At 64.9% G+C, this 19407-nt stretch carries 30 protein-coding genes and 1 pseudogene; all 31 read right to left on the reverse strand.

From position 1 onward, the window contains the following. Positions 1-67: 67 nt before the first annotated feature. Positions 68-778 (reverse strand): ATP12 family chaperone protein, encoded by a 711-nt coding sequence (locus tag CYR75_RS08020; protein WP_101499566.1) that lies wholly within the window; start codon positions 776-778, stop codon positions 68-70. Beyond that, positions 775-1428, reverse strand: coding sequence for an HAD-IA family hydrolase (locus CYR75_RS08025; protein ID WP_101499567.1), 654 nt, complete (start codon positions 1426-1428; stop codon positions 775-777). Before CYR75_RS08025 ends, CYR75_RS08020 begins: the two co-directional genes overlap by 4 nt. Further along, positions 1425-2471: an RluA family pseudouridine synthase gene (locus tag CYR75_RS08030; protein WP_101499568.1), complete on the reverse strand. Its 1047-nt coding sequence runs from the start codon at positions 2469-2471 to the stop codon at positions 1425-1427. The genes CYR75_RS08025 and CYR75_RS08030 overlap by 4 nt, the downstream gene beginning before the upstream one ends. Beyond that, on the reverse strand, positions 2468-2842 hold the full coding sequence (crcB, locus tag CYR75_RS08035) for a fluoride efflux transporter CrcB (protein ID WP_101499569.1): 375 nt from the start codon (positions 2840-2842) through the stop codon (positions 2468-2470). The genes CYR75_RS08030 and crcB overlap by 4 nt, the downstream gene beginning before the upstream one ends. Before the next feature lie 31 nt (positions 2843-2873). After that, on the reverse strand, positions 2874-4199 hold the full coding sequence (locus CYR75_RS08040) for a replication-associated recombination protein A (protein ID WP_101499570.1): 1326 nt from the start codon (positions 4197-4199) through the stop codon (positions 2874-2876). A gap of 74 nt (positions 4200-4273) precedes the next feature. After that, positions 4274-4864 carry an acyl-homoserine-lactone synthase gene (locus CYR75_RS08045; protein WP_101499571.1) on the reverse strand — a complete coding sequence of 197 codons (591 nt, stop codon included), beginning with the start codon at positions 4862-4864 and terminating at the stop codon, positions 4274-4276. 56 nt (positions 4865-4920) lie between these two features. Next, positions 4921-5532 carry an autoinducer binding domain-containing protein gene (locus CYR75_RS08050; protein WP_101499572.1) on the reverse strand — a complete coding sequence of 204 codons (612 nt, stop codon included), beginning with the start codon at positions 5530-5532 and terminating at the stop codon, positions 4921-4923. 294 nt (positions 5533-5826) lie between these two features. Continuing rightward, positions 5827-6246 (reverse strand): 50S ribosomal protein L17, encoded by a 420-nt coding sequence (gene rplQ, locus CYR75_RS08055; protein WP_101499573.1) that lies wholly within the window; start codon positions 6244-6246, stop codon positions 5827-5829. A 117-nt stretch (positions 6247-6363) separates the two neighbouring features. Then, complete coding sequence (locus CYR75_RS08060) at positions 6364-7380, reverse strand: DNA-directed RNA polymerase subunit alpha (RefSeq protein ID WP_101499574.1); 1017 nt, start codon at positions 7378-7380, stop codon at positions 6364-6366. A 118-nt stretch (positions 7381-7498) separates the two neighbouring features. Further along, positions 7499-7888, reverse strand: a complete 390-nt coding sequence (gene rpsK, locus CYR75_RS08065) for a 30S ribosomal protein S11 (protein WP_101499575.1) — start codon at positions 7886-7888, stop codon at positions 7499-7501. Between the two features lie 12 nt (positions 7889-7900). Continuing rightward, the gene (gene rpsM / locus CYR75_RS08070) at positions 7901-8269 is read right to left on the reverse strand and encodes a 30S ribosomal protein S13 (RefSeq protein WP_101499576.1); all 369 of its coding nucleotides are present in this window, start codon (positions 8267-8269) and stop codon (positions 7901-7903) included. 172 nt (positions 8270-8441) lie between these two features. Further along, positions 8442-9116 (reverse strand): adenylate kinase, encoded by a 675-nt coding sequence (locus CYR75_RS08075; protein WP_101499577.1) that lies wholly within the window; start codon positions 9114-9116, stop codon positions 8442-8444. Positions 9117-9155: 39 nt separating this feature from the next. Beyond that, positions 9156-10526, reverse strand: coding sequence for a preprotein translocase subunit SecY (secY, locus tag CYR75_RS08080; protein ID WP_101499578.1), 1371 nt, complete (start codon positions 10524-10526; stop codon positions 9156-9158). Between the two features lie 118 nt (positions 10527-10644). Then, complete coding sequence (rplO, locus tag CYR75_RS08085) at positions 10645-11130, reverse strand: 50S ribosomal protein L15 (protein WP_101499579.1); 486 nt, start codon at positions 11128-11130, stop codon at positions 10645-10647. Positions 11131-11325: 195 nt separating this feature from the next. Further along, positions 11326-11514: a 50S ribosomal protein L30 gene (gene rpmD, locus CYR75_RS08090; protein WP_101499580.1), complete on the reverse strand. Its 189-nt coding sequence runs from the start codon at positions 11512-11514 to the stop codon at positions 11326-11328. 12 nt (positions 11515-11526) lie between these two features. After that, on the reverse strand, positions 11527-12120 hold the full coding sequence (rpsE, locus tag CYR75_RS08095) for a 30S ribosomal protein S5 (protein ID WP_101499581.1): 594 nt from the start codon (positions 12118-12120) through the stop codon (positions 11527-11529). A 129-nt stretch (positions 12121-12249) separates the two neighbouring features. Continuing rightward, positions 12250-12609, reverse strand: coding sequence for a 50S ribosomal protein L18 (gene rplR / locus CYR75_RS08100; RefSeq protein WP_101499582.1), 360 nt, complete (start codon positions 12607-12609; stop codon positions 12250-12252). Positions 12610-12620: 11 nt separating this feature from the next. Next, positions 12621-13154, reverse strand: a complete 534-nt coding sequence (gene rplF / locus CYR75_RS08105; protein ID WP_101499583.1) for a 50S ribosomal protein L6 — start codon at positions 13152-13154, stop codon at positions 12621-12623. A gap of 10 nt (positions 13155-13164) precedes the next feature. After that, entirely contained in the window at positions 13165-13563 is a 399-nt protein-coding gene (gene rpsH / locus CYR75_RS08110; RefSeq protein WP_101499584.1) for a 30S ribosomal protein S8, read from the reverse strand. Positions 13564-13573: 10 nt separating this feature from the next. Then, entirely contained in the window at positions 13574-13879 is a 306-nt protein-coding gene (rpsN, locus tag CYR75_RS08115) for a 30S ribosomal protein S14 (protein WP_101499585.1), read from the reverse strand. A gap of 19 nt (positions 13880-13898) precedes the next feature. After that, on the reverse strand, positions 13899-14459 hold the full coding sequence (gene rplE / locus CYR75_RS08120) for a 50S ribosomal protein L5 (RefSeq protein ID WP_101499586.1): 561 nt from the start codon (positions 14457-14459) through the stop codon (positions 13899-13901). After that, positions 14459-14764, reverse strand: a complete 306-nt coding sequence (gene rplX / locus CYR75_RS08125) for a 50S ribosomal protein L24 (RefSeq protein ID WP_101499587.1) — start codon at positions 14762-14764, stop codon at positions 14459-14461. Before rplX ends, rplE begins: the two co-directional genes overlap by 1 nt. After that, positions 14764-15132 carry a 50S ribosomal protein L14 gene (gene rplN, locus CYR75_RS08130; protein ID WP_101499588.1) on the reverse strand — a complete coding sequence of 123 codons (369 nt, stop codon included), beginning with the start codon at positions 15130-15132 and terminating at the stop codon, positions 14764-14766. The genes rplX and rplN overlap by 1 nt, the downstream gene beginning before the upstream one ends. A gap of 64 nt (positions 15133-15196) precedes the next feature. Next, positions 15197-15442, reverse strand: a complete 246-nt coding sequence (gene rpsQ / locus CYR75_RS08135; RefSeq protein WP_101499589.1) for a 30S ribosomal protein S17 — start codon at positions 15440-15442, stop codon at positions 15197-15199. 12 nt (positions 15443-15454) lie between these two features. Further along, the gene (gene rpmC, locus CYR75_RS08140) at positions 15455-15661 is read right to left on the reverse strand and encodes a 50S ribosomal protein L29 (protein ID WP_101499590.1); all 207 of its coding nucleotides are present in this window, start codon (positions 15659-15661) and stop codon (positions 15455-15457) included. A 233-nt stretch (positions 15662-15894) separates the two neighbouring features. Further along, a complete protein-coding gene (locus CYR75_RS08145) occupies positions 15895-16488 on the reverse strand; it encodes an outer membrane protein (RefSeq protein ID WP_101499591.1) in 594 nt (197 codons plus the stop codon). 171 nt (positions 16489-16659) lie between these two features. Next, entirely contained in the window at positions 16660-17073 is a 414-nt protein-coding gene (gene rplP / locus CYR75_RS08150) for a 50S ribosomal protein L16 (protein ID WP_101499592.1), read from the reverse strand. Positions 17074-17086: 13 nt separating this feature from the next. Beyond that, positions 17087-17803, reverse strand: a complete 717-nt coding sequence (rpsC, locus tag CYR75_RS08155) for a 30S ribosomal protein S3 (protein WP_101499593.1) — start codon at positions 17801-17803, stop codon at positions 17087-17089. Positions 17804-17877: 74 nt separating this feature from the next. After that, a pseudogene (rplV, locus tag CYR75_RS08160) lies at positions 17878-18255 on the reverse strand (50S ribosomal protein L22); the annotation flags it as partial. A gap of 5 nt (positions 18256-18260) precedes the next feature. Beyond that, positions 18261-18539 (reverse strand): 30S ribosomal protein S19, encoded by a 279-nt coding sequence (gene rpsS / locus CYR75_RS08165; protein WP_101499595.1) that lies wholly within the window; start codon positions 18537-18539, stop codon positions 18261-18263. 3 nt (positions 18540-18542) lie between these two features. Continuing rightward, complete coding sequence (gene rplB / locus CYR75_RS08170) at positions 18543-19379, reverse strand: 50S ribosomal protein L2 (RefSeq protein ID WP_101499596.1); 837 nt, start codon at positions 19377-19379, stop codon at positions 18543-18545. Positions 19380-19407: the final 28 nt, after the last annotated feature.

Raw genomic sequence — 19407 nt, forward strand, 5'->3', positions numbered from 1 at the left:
GCGTCGGCCAGTAAGGCGATTGTGCGCGGCAGCAGTCGGTCGGCGAAGGGGCCGGGGGTTGCGCCGATCAGTCCCGCAGCAACTGCAGCAGGCGTTCGGCGTCGCGCATGGCCTGCAGGCGACCGGCGGCCGCGCTCGCAGCCTCGGCATCGGCCCCCCAGACCGAGGCCTGGTAATCCTCGTCCACCCGCGCCAGCCCATGCGCCTGTTCGGCGTCCAGTCGGCCCTCATAGACCGCGAGGCCGAGGATCAGCGAGCCGGGCAGCGTCACCAGATCATGCAGCCCGGTCAACTGGAACGGCGTCAGCGGGTCCAGCCGCGCCCGCAGCGCCGCCAGCGTCGGCGCGGGCTGCGTCACCGGCATCACCCCTTGGGTCACGGTCAGTTCGATCCCGTAACGGTCCTGCGCCCAGTCGATCAGCGGGTCCCAGGCCTGCGCCTGCGCCTGCACCAGTTCCGCCGGGGCGGTCGCGCGATAGCAGAGCAGATCGGTCGCGCCATAGCTGGCCAGTATGTCGGCCACGGCGTCGAATTGCGGCGCGACCTTTTCGATGGCGGAATTGGCGGCGCGGGTCAGCGGCATCGACAGCGGCGCAATCACCTCGCCTTGGGCGTCCCACTCGGCCGCGACCGCCTCGGCCAGCGGATGCGAGGGCAGACGCAGGGGCTGCTTGCCCGGCGTCAGGACCGGGCGCCCGTCCAGCAACACCTGCCAGCCGCCGTCGCAGGGCGCGACCGTGGCCTTTGTCCAGAACCGCCGGGCCTTCCATTCGGTCATGCGCCCCACCTTTCGATCATCGCCATCAGCGCCGGAAAATCGCTGGCGACCTCGACCCCTTCGGCTTGCAGCGCGGCGCTGTCGTGATAGCCCCAGGACACGCCCAGCCCGGCCACCCCGGCGGAACGCGCCATCTGCATGTCGAACACCGTGTCGCCGATCATCGCCGCGCGGGCCGGATCGACCCCGGCGGTCTCGCAGGCCGCCAGCAGCATCGCCGGATGCGGTTTCGACGGGTTGCCGTCCGCAGTTTCCAGCGCCACGAAATGCCGCGCCAGCCCGTGATGGTCCAGGATCGCGTCCAGCCCGCGCCGCGATTTGCCGGTGGCCACCGCCAGCAGCACATCGTCGCGCCCCGCCAGCGCATCCAGACAGTCGCGCGCGCCGGGATAAAGCGGCGCCTCGTCCGACAGGCGGCGGGACATGTAGGCGCGGCGATATCCTTCGACCACCTGCCCCTGCGCGCGCGGCGCGGCGTCGGGCACAAGCGTGCTGACCGCGACCGGCAGCGACAGCCCGACGATGGAGAGCACCTGACGGTCCGGCAGGGGCGGCAGATCGGCGGCGGCCAGCCCCGCCTGCATCGCCGACAGGATCAGCGCCTGACTGTCCACCAGCGTCCCATCGACATCGAAGACGACCAACTTCACGAAGCATCCTCGAACGGGTCGGCGGGCACGTCGTTCTCGATCCAGCCGAGCGTCTTCCAGGTCCGCTTCATGTGATCGGGCAAGGGCGCGGTCAGGGTGATCGGCTGCTTGGTGATCGGGTGGAGGAAGGACAGGCTGCGGGCGTGCAGATGCAGCTTGCGGCTGATCTCGCCGCCCAGCTGCGCGCCCCAGCCATCGCCCAGATTTTCCTGCCCCGAGCCGCCATATTTCCCGTCGCCGATGATGGGATGCCCCAGCTCGGCCATATGCGCGCGCAGCTGGTGGGTGCGCCCGGTGATCGGCACCAGCGCGCACCAGCTGACCCGCTGCGCGAGATTGTCGAGCACGGCGTAATCGGTGGTCGCGCGCTTGGCGCCCTCGGTCCGGTCGATGTCGCGGGGGTGGACGGCGATCATCTTTTCGCCCTCACCACCGCGGCCGTGACCGGGGGCCTTGACCAGGCCATAGCGGATCGTGCCCATGCGCGGCTGCGGCACGCCCGCGACGGCGGCCCAATAGATCTTGCGGGTGGTGCGGGCGCGGAAGGATTCGGACAGCGCCCGCGCCACGCGGTCGGTCCGCGCCAGCAGCAGCAGACCCGAGGTGTCCTTGTCCAGGCGATGGACCAGCTTGGGCTTGTCCTTGTAGCCAAAGCACAGCGCCGCCGACAGCCCGTCGACATGCCGGTCCCCCTGCCCCGAGCCGCCCTGCGAGGGCAGCCCCGGCGGCTTGTTGAGGGCGATGATGTGCTGGTCCTTCCAGATCACCGCCTGCTGGATCATCTCGGCATCCGACTCTGCGATCCGGGGGCCGGACAGGGCCACTGGCGGCGGCGCGTCGGGCAAGGGCGGGATGCGGACCTCTTGCCCGGCCTCGATCCGGGTATTGGCGCGCACCCGGCCGCCGTCGACGCGCAGCTGCCCGGTGCGGCACATCTTTTCGACAGTGCCTTGCGAAAGCTGCGGAAATTTCCTTTTCAGCCAGCGGTCGAGGCGCTGATCGCCGTCATCCGCGCCCACGCGAACGGTCTGCACCGCGCTCATGCCCAAATCCCTCTTCCGATGGCCAGACCGGCGATCACCGCCGCCAGCGACAGCAGCACCGACCCCGCCACATAGATGCTTGCCGCGACCGGCTGCCCACGTTCCCACAGGGTCAGCGTGTCCAGCGAAAAGGCCGAAAACGTGGTGAACCCGCCCAGCAACCCGGTCATCAGCAGCGGTGCGAGCTGGTTGTTCCAGCGCAGCGCCATCAGCGCGGCGAGCAGGCCCATGACAAGGCTGCCGCTGACATTGACCAGCAGCGTGGCCAGCGGAAAACCCGCCCCCTGCAGGGGCAGCGCGCGGCCGACGCCGTGGCGCAGCACGGCACCGGCGGCCCCGCCAAGGGCGATCTGAAGCACGGGGTTCATCATCCGTCCCCCATGTGTCCGGGCGCGGGCAAAGTCAACCGCCGCGCCTTGCCCGCTGGCTGACGAACCAGTCCAGCCGGCGCTTCAACTCGCGCTCGAACCCACGCTCGACCGGGGTATAGAGGACCGGGCGTTTCATGCCGTCGGGGAAATAGTTCTGACCGCTGAAGCCGTCCTCGGCGTCGTGGTCGTAATCATAGCCCGCGCCGTAACCCTGCTCTTTCATCAGCTTGGTCGGCGCGTTCAGGATATGGGCGGGCGGCATCAGGCTGCCGGTGCGCCGCGCCTCGGCCCGCGCGGCCTTGTAGGCGCTGTAGCCGGCGTTGGATTTGGGTGCGAGCGCCAGATAGATGACCGCCTGCGCCAGCGCCAGCTCGCCCTCGGGCGAGCCGAGCCGTTCATACAGCGCCCAGGCGTCAAGACAGTGGCGCTGCGCCGCCGGGTCGGCGAGACCAATATCCTCGATCGCCATGCGCGTCACCCGGCGCGCGATATAGCGCGGGTCCTCGCCCCCCTCCAGCATCCGCGCCAGCCAATACAGCGCCGCGTCGGGGTCCGAGCCGCGCACCGATTTGTGCAGCGCCGAGATCAGGTTGAAATGCTCGTCCCCGGATTTGTCATAGACCGCCGCGCGCCGCATCAGGCGCTGCGACAGCTGCGCCTTGGACAGCCGGCCATCGACCTTCCACGCCACCACCTGCTCGATCAGGTTCAGCGCGGCGCGGCCGTCGCCATCGGCCATCTCCAGCAGCGCGTCGCGCGCGGGGCCGTCAAGCGGCAGCGGGCGGCCCAGTTCACGCTCCGCCCGTTGCGCCAGCAGTTCCAGATCGGCCAGTTCCAGCCGCTTCAGCACGATGACCTGCGCGCGCGACAGCAGCGCGGCGTTCAGCTCGAAACTGGGGTTTTCGGTGGTCGCGCCGACCAGCAGGATGGTGCCGTCTTCCATATGGGGCAGAAAGCTGTCCTGCTGCGCGCGGTTGAAGCGGTGGATCTCGTCCACGAACAGCAGCGTGCCGCCGCCCTGCTGACGGCGCAGGCGCGCGGCCTCGAACACCTTGCGCAGTTCGGGCACGCCGGAAAAGATCGCGCTGATCTGGACGAAATGCAGGTCGGTCTCTGCCGCCAGCAGCCTTGCGATGGTGGTCTTGCCGACCCCCGGCGGCCCCCAAAGGATCAGCGAGGACAGGCTGCCCGAGGACAGCATCGCCCCCAGCGGCCCGTCCCGCTCCAGCACGCGGCCCTGCCCGATCACCTGCGACAGGGTCGCCGGCCGCAAGCGGTCGGCCAAAGGCGCCGCGCGGGTGGTCCGCGCGGCGGCGCCGGGGTCAGGCCCCGGAGAGGTATCGAACAGATCAGCCATACCGGGCGAAGATAGGCTGCAAGCCGGGGCGGCGAAAGGGCCGCCACAACAAATCCGCTCGCCCGGCAGGCCGGTCAGTGCAGCTTTTGCACCAGATTGGTCGCAACCACCTGAAACTCGCCATCGTCGAAGTTCAGGACCGGACCCATGGCTTCGCCCTCCATGCCGCAGCGGCGATACCAGCGCGGCCAGTTGGCGTTGATCAGGCCCAGGTGGCGCGTCGCCCCCAGCTCGCGCGCGGCCTGGTTCAGCCCGGCGATCAGCTCGGCGTGGACCTTGCGGCGCACGCCCATGGGCACGGCATGGCTGACGAACACGCGGCTGGATTCCCAGACATGTTCATCGACCGGCGCCTCGTCGAACAGCAGATGCTTGGGGATCGACCCGCCAAGGATGCCCCGCTGCGCGTCGCGGATCATGTAGGAATAGATCCCGCAGCGCGCGGTGGTCGGGGTCAGTCGTATCCCGGCCAGCACCTCGCCGCGCTCATGAACCGCTACCCAACGCGAGGCGGGTGTGTCATACTGGTCGAACTCCATGCCTTCGGCCTGCGGCAGGTCCCAGTTGTTCTGGACGATAAAGCTCTGCCGCCGGGCGCGCAGAACATTGGCGAAAAGCTCCCCATGCGTGTGCATGTTGGTGAAGGAAATTGTGGTCGTCTGCATTGGTCTAGCTCCTGGGATGAAGGGCAGGCCCCAGGTTGACGGAATGCGGGTGTGCCCTACAGCAGACGGTATTCCTTGGCCCGCTGAAGCGCTTCGGCTGTGGTTCTGGCCATCAGCCGTTCACGGGCTGAAATAAGCCGTGCCTTGAATGCGCTTTCCGTGATGCCAAGTTTGGCAGCCGCTGCCGCATGACGGTCACCCTCCGCAATACACCGAAGGGCCTCGATCTGAGCCTTTGTCAGGCTCTCCGGCGGCTCCGTGATCTCATGGAGCTGACGGATCAGTTTCGAGATCGTCTCGATCTCGGAATCGGTGTACTCACGGTCGCCGCGGGTCAGTCCGGCAATGGTGCGCGAGCTGATCTCGCCAACCGAAACTGCGACGCCGTATTTCATTCCGTGACGCGCCGCGTCGCCCAGAATGTCGAAGGGGTCAGGCACCGGCACCGCCGACCAACGCACCGCACCGGTGGTCGAGAACCCCCAGGCGATCATCGGGTCGCGCAGCGCATACGCCCTGGCCGAGTAATGGTCGCTCCATTCCGTGCTGTAGGTCTGGAACTGCATGATGGGCACCGCAAAGCGGATATGTAGCCCGATGAAATAGCCGGTCGGGGCAAGCGGGTTAAGCTTGTCAATGACGACTTTGATCTCTGCGCGTGCTGCCATCTGTCTTTTTAGTCAATATGTATCTATTTGGGTAGGTTCACCCTTACGCGTTTCGTGCGACAAGGGAAGCAAAATATCGCGCTGCAATCACAAGATGTAGTTGTGTTGCCCGAAATCAAGTCAACAAATGGTTAATTTTGCGGCTTTGGCCGCGCTTTGCGCATGATTTCGCCGGTTTTCCGGCCGCCCCGGCGATTCTGGCCATCGGCGAATCACCGCCGTGGAAGCAAAAACCCCGCAACCCAAGGGCTGCGGGGCGAATCTGTGCGGTCGTGGACGACCGGCGGGGACGAATCAGTCCTCGGCAGCCTCTTCGGCTTCCAGCCGGGCGCGGTCGGCCGAACCTTTGGCCGAGATGTCGCGGTCGACCAGTTCGATGATCGCCATCGGCGCCATGTCGCCATAGCGGAAACCGGCCTTCAGCACGCGGACATAGCCGCCCTGACGGTCCTTGTAACGCTTGCCCAGCACGTCGAACAGCTTGGCGGTGTGGTGGTCCTGCTTCAGCTGCGAATGCGCCTGGCGGCGGGCGTGCAGATCGCCGCGCTTGGCCAGCGTGATCAGCTTTTCAACGATCGGACGCAGTTCCTTGGCCTTGGGCAGGGTCGTCTTGATCTGCTCGTGCTCGATCAGCGAGCCGGCCATGTTAGCGAACAGCGCCTTGCGGTGTTCGTGGGTACGGTTCAGGCGGCGATAGCCGCGGGCGTGACGCATTGTCATCTCCTATAGCGTTTTTACTTTGTCCGGTGACCCATGCGTGGCGGGCCACTCTCCTTGGGGCGCGTTGCGCCCGGTCGTGCAGCGGGGACCGTCCGGGCCCCCGCCGATCTCTTAGAACTGGTCGTCGAAACGCTTGGCCAGATCCTCGATGTTCTCCGGCGGCCAGTCGACCACGTCCATGCCCAGATGCAGGCCCATGCCCGACAGCACTTCCTTGATCTCGTTCAGGGACTTGCGGCCAAAGTTCGGGGTCCGCAGCATCTCGGCCTCGGTCTTCTGGATCAGGTCGCCGATATAGACGATGTTGTCGTTCTTGAGGCAGTTGGCGGAACGCACCGACAGTTCCAACTCGTCAACCTTCTTCAGCAGGCGCGGGTCCATTTCAAGACCGTCATCGCTGTCCTGCGCACGCGCCGCTTCCGGCTCGTCGAAGTTCACGAACACCGACAGCTGGTCCTGAAGAATGCGCGCGGCATAGGCCACGGCGTCTTCCGGCGTCAGCGAGCCGTCGGTTTCGACCTTCATCGTCAGCTTGTCGTAATCCAGCACCTGACCTTCGCGGGTCGGGGTGACTTCATAGCTGACCCGCTTGACCGGCGAAAAGATCGCGTCGATCGGGATCAGACCGATGGGGGCATCGTCGGGGCGGTTCTTGTCCGCAGCCACATACCCCTTGCCGGTAGTAACGCTAAGTTCGACCTGCAGTTCCGCGCCGTCATCGAGGTTGCAGATGACGTGGTCGCGGTTCAGGATGGTGATCCCGGCGGTTTCCTGGATGTCGCCGGCCTTGACTTCGCCCGGCCCCTGCTTTTTCAGGGTTAGGCGTTTGGTGCCCTCGACGTCCATCTTCAGCGTGACGCCCTTGAGGTTCAGCACGATGTCGGTCACATCCTCGCGGACGCCCGGCACCGACGAGAACTCGTGCAGCACGTTGTCGATCTGAACGCTGGTGATCGCGGCGCCCTGCAGCGAGGACAGCAGAACCCGGCGCAGCGCGTTGCCGAGCGTCAGGCCGAAGCCCCGCTCGAGCGGTTCGGCGGTGACGGTCGCGGTGCGCGTCGCGTCCGAGCCGGTCTTGATCGCCAGTTGTGCGGGCTTGATCAGTTCAGCCCAGTTCTTGTGGATCATGCGTTTGCCTCCATACCTGTTCCGACGCCATGACCAGCAGAGGGAACGCCCGAGGTGAAATGCGAAAAACCCCGCCTGCGCCCCGGTCGCGGGACGCAGGCAGGTGTGTCAGGTCCGATCAGACGCGGCGGCGCTTCGGCGGACGGCAGCCATTATGGGCGATCGGGGTCACGTCGCGGATCGCGGTGATGTTGAAGCCGACGGCCGCCAGCGCACGCAGCGCCGATTCGCGGCCCGAGCCGGGGCCCTGGACTTCGACTTCCAGCGTGCGGACGCCGTGTTCCTGGGCTTTCTTGCCCGCATCCTCGGCAGCCATCTGGGCGGCGTAGGGGGTCGATTTCCGCGACCCCTTGAAACCCATCGTGCCAGCCGACGACCACGAGATCGCGTTGCCCTGGACGTCAGAGATCAGGATCTTGGTGTTGTTGAACGAGCTGTTCACATGCGCGACGCCCGTCGCGATGTTCTTGCGTTCCTTGCGCTTGGTGCGCACCTTGTCACGTGCCATCTGCCTGCCTCCTTATTTCTTCTTGCCGGCGATCGGCTTCGCCGGGCCCTTGCGGGTGCGGGCATTGGTGTGGGTGCGCTGACCGCGCACAGGCAGGCCACGGCGGTGGCGCAGACCGCGATAGGACCCCAGATCCATCATCCGCTTGATGTTCATCTGGGTGTCGCGGCGCAGGTCGCCTTCGACGGTCAGGTTTGCGTCGATATATTCGCGGATCTGCAGGATTTCGGCATCCGACAGGTCATTGACGCGACGGCCCGGCTCGATCCCCACGGCAGCGACGATCTCGCTGGCGAAGTGGTTACCGATGCCGTGAATATAGGTCAGAGCGATGGGGACGGGCTTTCCCGTCGGGATGTTGACGCCAGCGATACGAGCCACGCGTTTTCCTTTTCCAAGTTGCGGTTCCGTAGCACCGGAACCTTTTTTCACAACCAAAGGCCCGAAATTCGATTTCGGGCCCCAGCCAATTCACCGGAGTGGTGATTCCCCTTGCGGGATGCCGTCAACTAAAGGCTATCCGCCCGCTTGTCAACAGGCGGCGCCCGATCGGTCAGCCCTGCACCGAGTTGCGCGGGATGCTGTCCATCACCTGCGCGATCTCGGAGGCGACCTGCGTGACCTCGGCCATGCCGTCGATCGTGTTCAGGCTGCCGCCGCGATAATAGTAGCCGATCAGCGGCGAGGTCTTCTTGTAATATTCCAGCAGCCGGATCTTGAGGCTCTCGGCATTGTCATCGGCGCGGCGGCGCAGATCGGTCGAGCCGCAGACATCGCAGACGCCCTCGGTCTTGGTCGGCCGGGTGGTGTCGTGATAGACCTCGCCGCAATTGCCGCAGGTATAGCGCCCCGAGATCCGGTCGACGAGCGCGTCGTCATCGACCCGCATCTCGATCACCGCATCGACCGCCTGCCCCAGCCCGTTCAGCAGCGTGCCAAGCGCATCGGCCTGCGCCAGCGTCCGCGGAAACCCGTCGAAGATAAAGCCGGGCGCGTCCACGCTTTCCAGCTTTTCGCGGATCAGCCCGATCACGATCTCGTCCGTGACCAGCTGGCCCTTGTCCATGACCTCGGCCACGACCTTGCCCATCTCGGTGCCCGAGCTGCGCGCCTCGCGCAGCATGTCGCCGGTGGAGAGCTGCACCAGCCCACGCTCTTCGACCAGCCGGCGGGCCTGCGTGCCCTTGCCGGCGCCGGGCGGTCCCAGAAGAATGATGTTCACGGTCATGTTGATCCCTCGTCCGTTTTCAGCCCGACCGGCCGCGCCCTAGCGGCGCGCCGGGGCCTTTCGTGGCCGGGCGGTTCCCGGTTTGCGCTTGCCGCGAAGCTGCGACTTTTCGATCAGGCCCTCATATTGATGGGCAAGCAAGTGGCTTTGTACCTGGTTGATGGTGTCCATCACCACCGACACCACGATCAGAACCGATGTGCCGCCGAAATAGAAGGGCACGGCCAGCTGGCTGCGGATCACCTCGGGCAGCAGGCAGACCGCCGCCAGATAGCCGGACCCCAGCACCAGCACCCGGTTCACGACGTAATCGAGATATTCCTCGGTCCGTTTGCCGGGCCGGATACCCGGAATGAAGCCGCCCTGGTTCTTCAGGTTCTCGGCCACGTCGTCGGATTTGAACGCGACGTTCTGGGTATAGAAATACGCGAAGAAGACGATCATCAGCGCGAAGAACAGCAGATACAGCGGCTGCCCCGGCCCGAAATAGGCCAGCACGCGCGACATCACCGGCCCGGTCTGGTTGCCGGAAAAGGTCGAGATGGTGACCGGCAGCAGCAGCAGCGAGCTTGCGAAGATGGCGGGAATGACGCCCGACGGGTTGACCTTGATCGGCAGGTGGCTGCTCTGCCCGTCATACACCTTCATCCCGACCTGACGGCGCGGATACTGGATATGGATCTTGCGCAGCGCGCGTTCCATGAAGACGACAAAGGCGATCACCGCGATGACCATGACGATCACGCCGATGACCACCGGGGTCGAGACCGCGCCCGACCGCCCCTGGCTGAAGAACTGCGCCAGCGCGCCGGGAATCTCGGCGATGATGCCAACAAAGATGATCAGGCTGATGCCGTTGCCGATGCCGCGCGCGGTGATCTGCTCGCCCAGCCACATCAGGAACATGGTCCCGCCGACCAGCGTGATGACGACCGACGCCTCGAAGAACAGGCCCGGCTCGTTCGCCAGCCCGCCCGCTTCCAGCGATTTGGCCAGACCGAAGGCCTGGAACAGCGCCAGCAGCACGGTGCCATAGCGCGTATACTGGTTGATCTTCTTGCGGCCCTGCTCGCCCTCTTTCTTCAACTGCTCGAGCGCCGGCACCATCGAGGCCAGCAGCTGCACGATGATCGAGGCCGAGATATAGGGCATGATGCCAAGGGCAAAAACGCCCATCCGGCCAAGCGCGCCGCCGGTGAACATCGACAGGATGCCGCCGATCCCGGCCTGCGCATCGGCCATGAAGTTGCGCAGCGCAACGCCGTCGATGCCCGGCACCGGGATATAGGTGCCAAGGCGATAGATGATCAGCAAGCCAAGGGTGAACCAGATTCGCTGACGAAGTTCCGTGGCCTTGCCGAACGCCCCCCAAGAGAGGTTCGCGGCCATCTGTTCTGCGGCTGACGCCATTTCTGCCCCCAGTATCGGGTCTGTTCATGACAGCGCCGCCGGACCTCGCTGAGATCCCGCGGCGCTTAGGAAACTCGGTGCCGTATGTAAGGGGACGCGCGCCCCCTCACAAGCACAATCACTCGGCCGCGGCGTCTTCGCGAACAGGCGCGGTCAGGGTGATCTTGCCGCCGGCCTTCTCGATGGCCTCGACCGCCGATTTCGACGCGCCGGCCACGGTCAGCTCCAGCTTCGAGGTCAGCTCGCCCTTGGCCAGCACCCGCACGCCGTCCAGCTTGCGCCGCACCAGACCCGAGGCGACCAGTGCGTCCTCGGTCACCGGGCTGCCGGCATCCAGCTTGCCCGCGTCGATGAAGGCCTGCATCTGGCCCAGATTGACGACGGCGAACTTCTTGGCGTTGGGGGCGGTGAAGCCGCGCTTGGGCAGGCGGCGATACAGCGGCATCTGGCCGCCTTCATAGCCGTTCAGCGCCACGCCGGACCGCGAGGTCTGACCCTTGATGCCGCGACCGGCGGTCTTGCCCTTGCCCGAACCGGGACCGCGCGCAACGCGCTTCTTCTTGCGGTTCGCGCCTTCATTGTCGCGGATTTCATTCAGTTTCATTGTGCTTCTCCTTGGCCGGAAGCGCCCCACGAAGCGAAAGGGCGGACACGGCATATGCTGATCGTGAAGGCAGCCCTTACGGCTGCCGGGGGTTCCTAGTCCATCGCGGCTCGCCGGTCAAGCGCCGGGCGGTGGCCGCGAAACGAAAACGCCCCGGACAGGCCGGGGCGTGATCTGCGGGGTCAAGCCTGCGGCTCAGCCCTTTTCCTCGATGATGACGGCCAGATGCGGGATCTTGGCGACCATGCCACGGACGGCCGGGGTGTCTTCCAGCTCGCGCGTGCGGTTCATCTTGTTCAGGCCCAGACCCTTCAGCGTCTCACGCTGGATGGCGGGGCGGCGGATCGGCGAGCCGATCTGCTTCACGACGATGGTTTTTGCCATGATGTGCTCTCCTTACGCCTCGGCCGAGGTCACGGTGGCGTCGGTGCCGACCGTGGCTTCGGGCGCTTTCTCCTGCGGGGGCAGGATGTCGGCGACCTTCTTGCCGCGACGCTGCGCGACCGAGCGGGGCGAGGCGCCGCTTTTCAGCGCGTCCAGCGTGGCGCGGATCATGTTGTAGGGGTTCTGCGAGCCCAGCGATTTCGCCACGACGTCCTGAACGCCCAGCATCTCGAACACGGCGCGCATCGGACCGCCGGCGATGATGCCGGTGCCGGGAACGGCGGTGCGCATCACGACGCGACCGGCGCCGTGGCGGCCTTCGGCGTCATGATGCAGGGTGCGGCCGTCGCGCAGCGGGACGCGGACCATCTGGCGCTTGGCCTGCTCGGTCGCCTTGCGGATCGCCTCGGGCACTTCCTTGGCCTTGCCCTTGCCGAAACCGACGCGGCCGCGCTGATCGCCGACCACCACCAGGGCCGCAAAGCCGAAGCGCTTGCCACCCTTGACGGTTTTCGAGACGCGGTTGATCGCGACCAGACGATCCTGAAATTCCGGGTTCTCATCACGGTCGTCGCGGCGACCCCGGCGGTTATCACGTTCTGCCATTCAGGCATCCTTTCCATGGTGGCGCAGCGCGCCGAATGATCCAATCGAAGTGGGCAAGGCGCGACAGCCCCCTGCCCCCCGATCATCGGGATGGCGCGCGGGCAAGACCCGGCGCCATCCGCATTTTCGTCAGAACTTCAGGCCGCCTTCGCGGGCCGCATCGGCCAGCGCCTTGACCTTGCCGTGGAACAGGAAGCCGCCACGGTCGAAGACGACGTCCTCGACCCCGGCCTTCCTGGCCCGCTCGGCAATCGCGGCGCCGATCTTGGCGGCGGCCTCGACGTTGTTCTTGCCCACCACGCCAAGATCCTTCTCGAGCGTGGATGCCGCCGCCAGGGTCACGCCCTGCAGGTCGTCGATCACCTGAACCGAAATGTTCTTGTTCGAACGGTGAACCGACAGACGCGGACGGCCCGAGGACATCGCGTGCAGTTTGTTCCGGTTGCGCAGACGGCGCTTGAGGAACAGTTCCCTTTTTGTCAGTGCCATATCTGCGTTCCTTACTTCTTTTTGCCTTCCTTGCGGAAGACGAACTCACCCTTGTAGCGGATGCCCTTGCCCTTGTAGGGCTCGGGGCGCTTCCACTCGCGGATGTTCGCGGCGACCTGCCCGACAAGCTGCTGGTCGATGCCTTCCACAATGATTTCGGTCTGCTTCGGCGCCGTGATCGTCACGCCCTCGGGCGTTTCAAAGTTCACGTCATGCGAATAGCCGAGCGCCAGCTTGAGCGTCTTGCCCTGCATCTGCGCGCGATAGCCGACGCCCTGGATCTCGAGCTCTTTCTTGAAGCCGTCGGCGACGCCGGTCACCAGGTTCGACACCATCGAGCGGGTCATCCCCCACTGCTGGCGCGCACGCTTGGACAGGCCGCGCGGCAGAACCGACACGGAACCGTCTTCGACCTTCAGCTCGACATCATCGGTGGCGGTGAAGCTACGGGTGCCCTTCGGCCCCTTCACCTCGATGGTCTGGCCCTTGATCTCGGCCGTCACGCCCTTGGGCAGTTCGACCGGTCTTTTACCAATACGAGACATCCTGCCCTCCTTAGAATACGGTGCAGAGCACTTCGCCGCCGACATTGGCGTTGCGAGCGGCTGCATCCGACATCACGCCTTTCGGCGTCGAGACGATGGAAACCCCAAGGCCCTGACGGACCTGCGGGAGCTGGGTGGCACCGGCATAGACGCGGCGACCGGGCTTGGACACGCGGGACAACTCGCGGATGACCGGCTGACCTTCATAGTATTTCAGCTCGATCGACAGCTCGGTGTGGCCGGTGTCGGTGGTGACTTCTTCATAGCCGCGGATATAGCCCTCGGCCTTCAGCACATCCAGAACCCAGGCGCGAAGCTTGCTGGCAGGCGTGCGGACCGTCGACTTGCCGCGCAGCTGCGCGTTGCGGATGCGGGTCAGCATATCGCCGAGAGGATCGTTCATGTTCATCTTCGTCCCCTTACCAGCTCGATTTCACCAGGCCCGGAATCTGACCTTGCGAGCCGAGCTCGCGCAGCATGATCCGGCTGAGTTTCAGTTTGCGGTAATACGCATGCGGACGGCCGGTCAGTTGGCACCGGTTGTGCAGGCGCGTGGCCGACGAGTTGCGCGGCAGATCGGCCAGCTTCAGCGTGGCCTTGAACCGCTCTTCCATCGGACGTTCTTGATCGTGGATGATCTCGTTCAGCTCGGCCCGCTTGGCGGCATATTTCTGAACCAGACGCTCGCGCTTCTTCTCGCGCTCGACCATGGATTTCTTTGCCATATCTTCTATCCCCTCGCGATCAGCTGTTGAACGGCATGTTGAATTCCTTCAACAGCGACTTCGCTTCCGCATCGGTCTGTGCGGTGGTGCAGATGATGATGTCCATCCCCAGAACTTCGTCGACCTTGTCGAAGTTGATCTCCGGGAACACGATGTGCTCTTTCAGGCCCATGGCATAGTTGCCGCGGCCGTCGAACGAGGTGCCCTTGACGCCGCGGAAGTCGCGGACGCGGGGCAGCGCGATGTTGATCAGACGGTCGAGGAACTCGTACATCCGGTCGCCACGCAGCGTCACCTTGGCACCCAGCGGCATTTCCTCACGCAGACGGAAGCCGGCGATCGACTTCTTGGCCTTGGTGATGACGGCCTTCTGGCCAGCGATCAGCGACAGTTCTTCTGCGCCCTGCTTGACCTTCTTGGTGTCCTTGACGGCTTCGCCGATGCCCATGTTCAGCACGATCTTTTCAAGACGCGGGATCTGCATGTCGTTCTTGTAGGAATATTCTTCCTTCAAGGCGGCACGGATCCGGTCCTTGTACTCGGCCTTCAGACGCGGGGTGTAATTGGCTTGGTCCAGCATCAGATCACGTCTCCCGTGGTCTTGGCAAAACGAACCTTCTGGTCGCCTTCCATGCGGAAACCGACGCGGGTCGCCTTGCCGTTCTTGTCCATCAGCGCCAGATTCGACAGGTCGATCGGCATTGCCTTCGGCACCCGGCCGCCCTGGCTGGTCTGCGACTGGCGGGTGTGACGCAGCGCGATGTTCACGCCGTCCACGATGGCCTTGTTGTCCTGCGGCATGACGCGGGTGATCTCACCCTGCTTGCCCTTGTCCTTGCCGGCCAGCACGACGACCTTGTCGCCCTTTTTCAGCTTGGCAGCCATCACAACACCTCCGGAGCGAGCGAGATGATCTTCATGAAGTTCTTGGCACGCAGCTCGCGCACGACCGGCCCGAAGATCCGGGTGCCGATCGGCTCGCCCTGGTTGTTCAGGATGACGGCGGCGTTGCGGTCGAAGCGGATCGAGGTTCCGTCCTCGCGCTTCACTTCCTTGGCGGTGCGGACGACGACGGCCTTGCGGACGTCACCTTTCTTCACGCGACCGCGCGGGATGGCTTCCTTGACGGAAACGACAATGATGTCGCCCACCGACGCATAACGCCGGTGCGAGCCACCCAGAACCTTGATGCACTGCACCCGGCGAGCGCCAGAGTTGTCAGCAACATCCAGATTGGTTTGCATCTGGATCATGGTTTACTCCCGACCTTTGGGGACGGCGATGCATGCCGCCCCAGGGTTTCGTATGAATGCTGGTTCAGGCTGTGGCCTGTTCGTCCGCCAGGACGGTCCAGCGCTTGGTTTTCGAGACCGGCGCGCATTCCATGATGCGAACCTTGTCACCGACCTTGAAACTGTTCTCCGCGTCATGCGCACGGAATTTCTTCGAGATCCGAACCGTCTTCTGCAGCAGCGGGTGCTTGAAGCGACGCTCGACCAGGACCGTGACGGTCTGGTCGTTCTTGTCCGAGGTGACGGTGCCTTGCAGGATGCGTTTGGGCATAAGTCAGCCTCCTCAGTTCGACGCGGCGGCGTCTGCCGCTTTCTGGTTCAGAATGGTCTTCACGCGGGCAACCTCGCGGCGCACGGTCCGCATGCGGGCCGTGTTCTCAAGCTGGCCGGTGGCCTGCTGGAAGCGCAGGTTGAACGCTTCCTTCTTCAGCGCGACGAGTTGATCCTTCAGCTCGTCAGGCGTCTTCGATTTCAGTTCCTGCGCGGTCATGCGCGTCGTCCTTTCCAACATCACCAGCAGGCCCTGGAGAGGTGACCTGATACCCGGTGGAGTAAATGATAAACCCGCGACATCCGCATGACGGACGCGCAGGTTGCGTCCCTATAGGCAAGCGGGACGGGAAGCGCAAGCAAAACTTTTGCCGAAGCGCCGAAACCGGCGACGCGGACGCCGCCGGCGGTCGTCAGGGGTCCGCTGGGCAGCACCCTGCCCCGCCGCCCGGATCAGAAGCGGAAGGCCGCCCGCATCTGGATCGTCGTCGCATCGACGTCGATGCCGCTGTCGTTGAAGTCGTCGAACTTGTGATACAGCACCTCGCCGCCCAGGCTGAAGCGGTCGCTCAGCCTGTGCTCGTAACCGGCGCCGACGAAATAGCCGTCGTCATTGCCCAGCACATCGGTCTTGGCCTTGGCATAGCCGCCGGAAAGATAGGCCAGACCGTTGCCGATCTTGTAGCCGCCGCGCAGCTTGACGCGCATCACCTCTTCGACCTCGACCGCGGCCGGCTCCAGCTCGATCCCGGTCCAGTCATAGTCCAGCCCGGCGCCGATGACCCAGTTGCCCAGATCATAGTCATAGCCCGCGATCAGACCCCCGATGGCGCCGTCGCCCTCGACCCCCTTCAGCGAGGTGCCGATGTCGCCGTAACCGATCTGCGCGCCCAGATAGCCGCCGGTCCAGTTCGGGCCGACGCTGGTGGCCATCACCACCGGCTCGACCACCACCGGCTCGGCGACCGGGGCGGTCAGGCCGCCGGCCAGGGCGGGTGCCGCGCCCAGCATCGTCACAGCGACCGCACTATAGAAGCTTGTCTTCATGGCATTCTCGCTTTCAGTTTGTTGACGCGCCAATGCTACGATTTTTCCGGCGAACAGGCAAAATCCGGCCAGCGCGATCACGAAGTTTTGCGCGCGGCCCACGTCACAGACGCGACAACGCAAAACCCCGCCCGGTGAGGGGCGGGCTTCCATCTTGTCCGTCAGGCGCGCTTACCAGTCGGTGCGCTCGACGATGCGGGTCATGACCGGCAGCTTCATCGCGCCGAGGCGCAGCGCCTCGCGGGCGATGGAGTCCGACACGCCGTCGATCTCGAACATCACGCGGCCGGGATGGACGCGGGCGGCCCAGAAATCGACCGAGCCCTTGCCCTTACCCATCCGCACTTCGGTCGGCTTCGACGAAACCGGGACGTCCGGGAAGATCCGGATCCAGACCCGGCCCTGACGCTTCATGTGACGGGTGATCGCGCGGCGGGCCGCCTCGATCTGGCGGGCGGTGACACGCTCGGGCTCGGTGGCCTTCAGCGCGAAAGACCCGAAGTTCAGCTCGTAACCGCCCTTGGCTTCGCCGTGGATGCGGCCCTTGTGCTGTTTGCGGAACTTTGTCCGTTTCGGTTGCAGCATTGTTGTCTACTCCTTACCGGGCGTCGCGGTCGCGGCGCGGGCCACGAGGCGCAGGTCCGTCCTGCGCTTCGGCCGCGCGGCGGTCGTGGGCCTGCGGATCATGTTCCATGATCTCGCCCTTGAAGATCCACACCTTGATGCCGATGATCCCGTAAGGGGTCATCGCCTCGCCCAGGGCATAGTCGATATCGGCACGCAGCGTGTGCAGCGGAACGCGGCCCTCGCGGTACCACTCGGTCCGTGCGATCTCGGCACCGCCAAGGCGGCCCGCGACGTTGACACGGATCCCCAGCGCACCCATCCGCATGGCGTTCTGAACCGCACGCTTCATGGCGCGACGGAACGAGACGCGACGCTCGAGCTGCTGCGCGATGCTTTCCGCGACCAGGGCCGCGTCCAGCTCGGGCTTGCGCACCTCGACGATGTTCAGGTGCAGCTCGCTATCGGTGAACTGCGCCAGCTTCTTGCGCAGAACCTCGATATCGGCGCCCTTCTTGCCGATGATGACACCCGGCCGAGCGGCATGGATGGTCACGCGGCACTTGCGGTGCGGACGCTCGATGATGACGCGGCTGATGCCGGCCTGCTTGGCCTCGGACTTGACGAAGTCGCGAATCTTCAAGTCTTCCAGCAGCAGATTGCCGTATTCCTTGTCATCGGCGTACCAGCGGCTGTCCCAGGTCCGGTTGACCTGCAGGCGCATCCCGACGGGGTTGACCTTCTGACCCATTACGCTTGCTCCTCTGCGGTGGCGGCCGTGGCCGGCTTGCGGGCAGCTTTCTTGGCTTCCGCAGCAGCCGCAGCGGCGGCCGGATCGACCTCGCGCAGCTTGATGGTGATTTCCGAGAACGGCTTCAGGATGCGGCCGTAACGACCACGCGCCCGCGGACGGCCGCGCTTGAGCACCATGTTCTTGCCCACCCAGGCTTCGGCAACGATCAGGTTGTCGACGTCCAGGTTGTGGTTGTTCTCGGCGTTCGCGATGGCCGACTGCAGGCACTTCTTGACGTCGCCAGCGATGCGGCGCTTCGAGAAGGTCAGGTCGGACAGCGCGGTTTCGACCTTCTTGCCGCGGATCAGACCGGCGACAAGGTTCAGCTTCTGCGGCGAGGTGCGAAGCATCGTGGTCTTGGCCATCGCTTCGTTATCCGCCACGCGGCGCGGATTCTTTTCCTTACCCATGACGATTACTTCCTCTTCGCTTTCTTGTCGGCGGCGTGACCGTAATAGGTCCGCGTCGGCGAGTATTCACCGAATTTCTGGCCGATCATCTCTTCGGTCACGTTGACCGGGATGTGTTTCTTGCCGTTATAGACGCCGAAGGTCAGACCGACGAATTGGGGCAGGATCGTCGAGCGGCGCGACCAGATCTTGATCACGTCGGACTTGCCGGCTTCGCGGGCCTTCTCGGCCTTCTTCAGAACATAGGCGTCGACGAACGGGCCCTTCCAAACAGAACGTGCCATGGATTAACGCCCCTTCTTCACGTGACGCGACCGCAGGATATACTTGTCGGTCGACTTGTTCGAGCGGGTCTTCCGGCCCTTGGTGTCCTTGCCCCAGGGCGTCACCGGCGTCCGGCCACCCGAGGTGCGGCCCTCACCACCACCATGCGGGTGGTCGATCGGGTTCATGGCGACACCGCGCACGCTGGGACGGATGCCCTTGTGACGGTTGCGGCCAGCCTTGCCGAAATCCTGGTTCGAGTGGTCGGCGTTCGACACCGCGCCGATGGTCGCCATGCATTCCTGCCGGACCAGACGCAGCTCGCCCGAGGACAGACGGATCTGGGCATAGCCCCCGTCGCGCCCGACGAACTGGGCATAGGTGCCGGCCGAACGCGCGATCTGGCCACCCTTGCCGGGCTTCAGCTCGACATTGTGGACGATCGTGCCGATCGGCATCCCCGCGAACGGCATCGCGTTGCCCGGCTTGACGTCGACCTTGGCGCCCGACAGGACGCGGTCGCCGATGCCCAGACGCTGCGGCGCCAGGATATAGGCGCGCTCGCCGTCCTCATACTGCACCAGCGCGATGAAGGCCGTGCGGTTGGGATCGTATTCGATCCGCTCGACGGTGCCTGCGACATCAAACTTGTTGCGCTTGAAATCGACGATGCGATACAGGCGCTTTGCGCCGCCGCCCTTGCGGCGCATGGTGATCCGTCCGGTGTTGTTCCGGCCGCCCTTCTTGGTCAGACCCTCGGTGAGGGACTTGACCGGACGACCTTTCCAAAGCTCCGAACGGTCGATCAGAACCAGCCCGCGCTGGCCAGGCGTCGTCGGTTTATACGACTTGAGTGCCATCTTTCTGTCTTCCGTTGCTTTGTTGAGT

The organism is Paracoccus jeotgali (genome assembly GCF_002865605.1).
Classification (GTDB): Bacteria; Pseudomonadota; Alphaproteobacteria; order Rhodobacterales; family Rhodobacteraceae; genus Paracoccus; species Paracoccus jeotgali.

Excerpts from the sequence above, each read along its gene's own strand:
- rpsE (WP_101499581.1), bottom strand. The coding sequence starts at position 12,120 with ATGGCAGAACGTGATAACCGCCGGGGTCGCCGCGACGACCGTGATGAG.
- rpsS (WP_101499595.1), bottom strand. The coding sequence starts at position 18,539 with ATGGCACGTTCTGTTTGGAAGGGCCCGTTCGTCGACGCCTATGTTCTG.
- CYR75_RS08075 (WP_101499577.1), bottom strand. The coding sequence starts at position 9,116 with ATGACCGTGAACATCATTCTTCTGGGACCGCCCGGCGCCGGCAAGGGC.
- rpmC (WP_101499590.1), bottom strand. The coding sequence starts at position 15,661 with ATGACCGCGCAGGAACTGAAATCGAAGACGCCTGACGAGCTGAAGGAT.
- CYR75_RS08040 (WP_101499570.1), bottom strand. The coding sequence starts at position 4,199 with ATGGCTGATCTGTTCGATACCTCTCCGGGGCCTGACCCCGGCGCCGCC.
- rplF (WP_101499583.1), bottom strand. The coding sequence starts at position 13,154 with ATGTCTCGTATTGGTAAAAGACCGGTCGAACTGCCCAAGGGCGTGACG.
- CYR75_RS08050 (WP_101499572.1), bottom strand. The coding sequence starts at position 5,532 with ATGGCAGCACGCGCAGAGATCAAAGTCGTCATTGACAAGCTTAACCCG.
- rplB (WP_101499596.1), bottom strand. The coding sequence starts at position 19,379 with ATGGCACTCAAGTCGTATAAACCGACGACGCCTGGCCAGCGCGGGCTG.
- rplE (WP_101499586.1), bottom strand. The coding sequence starts at position 14,459 with ATGCTGGACCAAGCCAATTACACCCCGCGTCTGAAGGCCGAGTACAAG.
- rplX (WP_101499587.1), bottom strand. The coding sequence starts at position 14,764 with ATGGCTGCCAAGCTGAAAAAGGGCGACAAGGTCGTCGTGCTGGCCGGC.
- rpsN (WP_101499585.1), bottom strand. The coding sequence starts at position 13,879 with ATGGCAAAGAAATCCATGGTCGAGCGCGAGAAGAAGCGCGAGCGTCTG.
- rpmD (WP_101499580.1), bottom strand. The coding sequence starts at position 11,514 with ATGGCAAAAACCATCGTCGTGAAGCAGATCGGCTCGCCGATCCGCCGC.
- rplQ (WP_101499573.1), bottom strand. The coding sequence starts at position 6,246 with ATGCGTCACGCCCGCGGCTATCGCCGCCTGAACCGTACCCACGAACAC.
- rpsH (WP_101499584.1), bottom strand. The coding sequence starts at position 13,563 with ATGAACATGAACGATCCTCTCGGCGATATGCTGACCCGCATCCGCAAC.
- CYR75_RS08020 (WP_101499566.1), bottom strand. The coding sequence starts at position 778 with ATGACCGAATGGAAGGCCCGGCGGTTCTGGACAAAGGCCACGGTCGCG.
- crcB (WP_101499569.1), bottom strand. The coding sequence starts at position 2,842 with ATGATGAACCCCGTGCTTCAGATCGCCCTTGGCGGGGCCGCCGGTGCC.
- CYR75_RS08045 (WP_101499571.1), bottom strand. The coding sequence starts at position 4,864 with ATGCAGACGACCACAATTTCCTTCACCAACATGCACACGCATGGGGAG.
- rplO (WP_101499579.1), bottom strand. The coding sequence starts at position 11,130 with ATGAAACTGAATGAAATCCGCGACAATGAAGGCGCGAACCGCAAGAAG.
- rpsQ (WP_101499589.1), bottom strand. The coding sequence starts at position 15,442 with ATGCCCAAACGCATCCTGCAAGGCACCGTCACCTCGGACAAGAACGAC.
- rpsC (WP_101499593.1), bottom strand. The coding sequence starts at position 17,803 with ATGGGTCAGAAGGTCAACCCCGTCGGGATGCGCCTGCAGGTCAACCGG.
- rpsK (WP_101499575.1), bottom strand. The coding sequence starts at position 7,888 with ATGGCACGTGACAAGGTGCGCACCAAGCGCAAGGAACGCAAGAACATC.
- CYR75_RS08030 (WP_101499568.1), bottom strand. The coding sequence starts at position 2,471 with ATGAGCGCGGTGCAGACCGTTCGCGTGGGCGCGGATGACGGCGATCAG.
- rplP (WP_101499592.1), bottom strand. The coding sequence starts at position 17,073 with ATGCTGCAACCGAAACGGACAAAGTTCCGCAAACAGCACAAGGGCCGC.
- CYR75_RS08145 (WP_101499591.1), bottom strand. The coding sequence starts at position 16,488 with ATGAAGACAAGCTTCTATAGTGCGGTCGCTGTGACGATGCTGGGCGCG.
- CYR75_RS08060 (WP_101499574.1), bottom strand. The coding sequence starts at position 7,380 with ATGATCCACAAGAACTGGGCTGAACTGATCAAGCCCGCACAACTGGCG.
- rplR (WP_101499582.1), bottom strand. The coding sequence starts at position 12,609 with ATGGCACTGACAAAAAGGGAACTGTTCCTCAAGCGCCGTCTGCGCAAC.
- rplN (WP_101499588.1), bottom strand. The coding sequence starts at position 15,132 with ATGATCCAGATGCAAACCAATCTGGATGTTGCTGACAACTCTGGCGCT.
- secY (WP_101499578.1), bottom strand. The coding sequence starts at position 10,526 with ATGGCGTCAGCCGCAGAACAGATGGCCGCGAACCTCTCTTGGGGGGCG.